The sequence below is a fragment of the Pantoea sp. ME81 genome, from assembly GCF_903970985.1.
GTDB classification, from domain to species: domain Bacteria; phylum Pseudomonadota; class Gammaproteobacteria; order Enterobacterales; family Enterobacteriaceae; genus Pantoea; species Pantoea communis.
Map to the genome: position 1 here is coordinate 1 of NZ_CAJCKS010000283.1, position 4,297 is coordinate 4,297.

Annotated in this window: 4 protein-coding genes and 1 pseudogene; 3 read left to right on the plus strand and 2 right to left on the minus strand. The window is 52.6% G+C overall.

Annotated features, from left to right (window positions below):
- Window positions 1-759: undecaprenyl-diphosphate phosphatase (locus tag H7A81_RS26210; RefSeq protein ID WP_182059222.1), on the plus strand; the 759-nt coding region annotated here is incomplete at its 5' end.
- A gap of 85 nt (window positions 760-844) precedes the next feature.
- On the opposite strand, the gene leuE is transcribed toward H7A81_RS26210, so the two are convergent.
- The gene (gene leuE, locus H7A81_RS26215; protein WP_058961387.1) at window positions 845-1,483 is read right to left on the minus strand and encodes a leucine efflux protein LeuE; all 639 of its coding nucleotides are present in this window, start codon (window positions 1,481-1,483) and stop codon (window positions 845-847) included.
- 219 nt (window positions 1,484-1,702) lie between these two features.
- Here leuE and H7A81_RS26220 point away from each other — a divergent pair, with 219 nt between their 5' ends.
- Together H7A81_RS26220 and modA are read left to right on the plus strand one after the other, a co-directional pair.
- Window positions 1,703-2,773: an ABC transporter substrate-binding protein gene (locus H7A81_RS26220; RefSeq protein WP_166934597.1), complete on the plus strand. Its 1,071-nt coding sequence runs from the start codon at window positions 1,703-1,705 to the stop codon at window positions 2,771-2,773.
- A complete protein-coding gene (modA, locus tag H7A81_RS26225) occupies window positions 2,742-3,455 on the plus strand; it encodes a molybdate ABC transporter substrate-binding protein (RefSeq protein ID WP_182059223.1) in 714 nt (237 codons plus the stop codon). Before H7A81_RS26220 ends, modA begins: the two co-directional genes overlap by 32 nt.
- 17 nt (window positions 3,456-3,472) lie before the next feature.
- Here the strand turns inward: modA and H7A81_RS26230 are convergent.
- Window positions 3,473-4,297, minus strand: a pseudogene (locus H7A81_RS26230) (DUF4105 domain-containing protein); the annotation flags it as partial.

Sequence of the window (4,297 nt, forward strand, 5' to 3'; positions counted from 1 at the left end):
GTCATTATGACCGAAAAGTTGTTGGGCCTTGACCCCGCGGCCCCGGACATGACGCTGTTGCTGGTGATGCTGCATACCGGCACGATGTTCGCGGTGATTGTTTACTTCTGGAATAACTGGCGGGAGACCTATTTCAGTTCGGGCCGTGCATTTAAGAAGAATGTATTTTTAATTATTCTCGCCACCGCAGTGACCGGCGTAGTGGGTTTGGCGCTGATGAAGCTGATTAAATATTTCTTCGCCGCAAACGCCGACACGTTTGAAATAGAGTCGTTGTTTAGTAACAGTAAAATAATCGCCAGTGGTCTCGCTGCCGCAGGCTTATTAATTATCCTCTCTTCACGCCTGAAAGAAAAAGATCGCGGCGAACTTTCGCCCTTAAGCGCTGCAGGTATTGGTTTCGTTCAGGGTTTATGCCTGCCATTTCGCGGTTTTTCTCGTTCTGGCGCCACGATTTCTACCGGTCTTTCATTGGGTGTGGCACGTAAACGTGCGGAAGAATTTAGTTTTGCGTTAGCCGTGGTGCTGACACCGGCGGTGATCGTTAAAGAGGGCCTGCGTGCTTTCAGTTCAGGTTCTGCTGGTACGGTCGCAGTGAGCAGCGGCGTGCTTCTGCCCAGCCTGGTGGGCATGATACTGAGTTTTGTCGCCGGACTTCTGGCGCTACGCTGGCTTTCCCGCTGGCTGGAGCATGATCGCTGGCATCTGTTTGGTGGCTATTGCTTGTGCGCTGCGGCACTGATTGGTTGTTTGGGTTGAGGCATCATGGCTGTCTAAATGCTACCCGAAAAGGGAAACAGCAGGTTTTCCTGCTGTTTCCTGGATATTAGCGCTGGGGATAAAATTAACTTTGTGCACTCATTAAGCGCACAGCAAAACCAAAGAACAACATGCCGGTGAGCATATTCCCCAGTTTTACCAGTCGAGTGCGGTTTTTCAGAAAGCGAACCATCACGTTGCCCGCCATCAGCAAAATCAGGTAATAGCTCAGGCTGATCAGTTGAATCATCGAGCCCAGCACTGCAAAGGCAGGCGCAGTGTGAGTGACTGCTGGATCAATAAACTGGATGAAAAAGGAGACGTAGAACAGAATGGCTTTCGGGTTGGTCACGCCCAGCAGCAGTGCGCGCAGGAAATAATTTTCTATTTTAACGGCTTCAGCGGGCTGGTTACCTTCGCGCTTGCGCAATGCACCCAGAATGATTTTTACGCCTAAGTAGAGCAGGAACATCGCGCCCAGATACTTCACCACCATAAAAATGTGCGGACTGGTGCGAATCAGCGTCGCAACACCGGCCCAGGCAAGGAAGATCAGAATCAGATCACCCATCATCACCCCTGCTATCGCCTTAGACGCCGCTTTAGCACCGCGGCTCATCCCAGTACGCAGCACGTATAAACTGTTTGGGCCGGGCAGCAGAATAATCACCAGCGCACCCGCCAGAAACGTCCAGACATTAATAATTCCTACATCGTGCAACATAACAACCACTACTCCACCGCCATGCAGGTTGATTCGCCCGATGGCTTTTGTTTTGATTTGACAGGTGAAAATTGACAGCGGATCGCGCTGCAATTGGGCCGATATAGTAGCAGATGACGCTGTGCCATGTCGTCCGACGACTGCGTATCACTGAAAGAGTCATAGGCGCCTGCCAATTAGCGCTATATAATCCATTGCATTACGCTGCAGGGATAACTCATGAACACAACGCTTAACCGCCTGATTCTGGCGGGCTTACTCACCTTTACCTCTTTGAACACCTTCGCCAGCCGTGTGGTGACCGACCAAATTGGTCGTCAGGTGACGATTCCCGATCAGGTCGATCGCGTGGTGGTGCTACAGCACCAAACGCTGAACCTGCTGGTGCAACTCAACGCGACCGATAAGATCGTCGGCATCCTCGCGAACTGGAAGCAACAGTTGGGTGATGGCTACGCGCAGCTGGTGCCTGAACTGACACAGAAAGCCATGCTGGGCGATCTTACCCATGTGGATTTAGAAAAATTGGTGGCGCTGCATCCGCAGGTGGTTTTTGTCACTAACTACGCGCCAAAAGAGATGATTGACCAGATTTCGGCGCTGGGCATTCCGGTATTGGCTATTTCCTTACGCCATGACGATGCAGGGGAACAAGGCAAGATTAACCCCAGCATGCAGAATGAGAATCAAGCTTACGATCTCGGCATCAAAGAAGGGATTACCTTGATTGGTGAGGTGGTGAATAAGCAGCAACAGGCCAAAGAGCTGATTGCCGCGGCGTTTGCCGGACGTAAACTGGTGAGCGATCGTCTGCAAGGTTTAACTGAGCAACAGCGTGTTCGTGCTTACATGGCCAATCCGGACCTCACCACTTATGGTTCTGGCAAATACACCGGTTTGATGATGTTGCACGCGGGCGCCTACAACGTTGCGGCATCGACCGTTCAGGGTTTCAAGCAAGTCAGCATGGAGCAAGTTGTGGCGTGGAATCCTCAGGTGATTTTTGTCCAGGATCGCTATCCTCAAGTGGTGGATGAGATCCAACAAGATCCACGCTGGCGCACCATTGACGCGGTGAAGCATCATCGGGTCTGGCTGATGCCGGAATATGCCAAAGCCTGGGGCTATCCAATGCCAGAAGCTATCGGCTTAGGTGAGCTCTGGATGGCGAAGAAACTCTATCCGGAAAAATTCCGCGATATTGATATGCAACAGCAGGCTGATCGCTGGTATCAGCATTTTTATCGGACCGCCTATCATGACAACGCTGCACATTCTGGCAGCCGGTAGTCTGCGCGGTGTCTGGCCGGATCTGATGACAGCCTTTCATCATCAGTCTGGCCTGACGACCGACACCCACTTTGGCCCTGCAGGCTTACTTCGGCAGAGGATTGAACAAGGTGCACGCTGCGATCTGTTTGCCTCCGCCAATCTTAAGCACCCGGCCACGCTGTTACAGCGCGGTCTGGCAATGCACACCGGCAAATTTGCCGCTAACAGCTTATGCTTGACCGCCAGACGTGACGTTGTCACCGAAAACGACACCTGGCTTTCACTTTTACAACGTGACGACCTGCGGCTGGCAACATCGACGCCGTTAAGCGACCCTTCCGGCGATTACACCTGGCAGCTGTTTGACAATATCGGACAGGTTTATCCAGGCTGCGGTGAAAGGTTGAAACAGCGCGCGCGTCAGCTGGTGGGTGGCATCGATAGCCTGGCTGTCCCCACGGGCGAACTGGCAGCACAATGGTTAATCGACCAACAGCACGCAGATCTCTTCATTGGCTACGCCAGCTATGCTCCACGTCTAATCAATCATCCGCATTTGCAGGTATTGAGCATCCCGGAACCGTTCAACATTCAGGCGGAATATGGATGGGCGACTTTCACCCACTCTGCTAATCCCCTTGCCGCCTTTATCAGTACAACAGCGGCCAGAGCCATTCTGCAACAGAATGGTTTTGCCTGAATGCTGTTCAAAAACGGTCAACGTAACAAACTGCGCACGACCATGCGTGCGCCGAGCAGTTCGACTCTTAAACGATGAATGATTTTGCGATAGCGGCTGGTTCGCTGTTGAGTTTCCAGCACACGGCGCAGCAAAATGCAGTAATCCATCACCAGTCCTGGCGTCCACGTCATGCCTTCTGCGCGGCTGCGTACCAGACTCAACAACCAAAAATCGGGGTTGAGGATGACCCAAAGCCCTTTCAAACCGTGTTCACCCAACAAGCCTTCAGTCGCAACGTCCAGCGCCTGTATTACGCTGGTCGAACAGTTACGTGATGTGAGGTTATAGCGGGTATCGGTTGCATTCGCGCGCCAGTAATTGCGCAAGGCTGCCTGATTGTAGTGCGTAAGAACCAGACGTTTATCAGGGCGGCACCATCTTTTGATTTCACTTTCCAGCGATGGCAGTAAACAACCCTCAACGTCGAACTCCTCTTTCGCGCGCAGCGTTTGCAGGAAACCGCGCAAGCTGCGTGAAACGTCATCAACCGGGTAGAGGCTGATATAGAGTTCATCACCCATCTCTAACGATGTATGGCCGGTTGATACTTCACCGCGATGGTCAATCGCTGCGACCCAGCGGTCAAACCATGGACGACGTCCGGCGACATCGCCCGAACCCAACGGCGTCCAGATGTAGACATTGAGCGGCACACTGGTATGCCCAGCCTGCAGCGGCGGATGCTCATAATTCAATCCATGCGGCGCACGCAGCCCTTTGCGGGTAAAGAGAGGCAGTGCGGTGACACTGGTGTTCTCTGGCAGCGCATGAATTTGCGCTCCCATAAACAAGAGATTGAT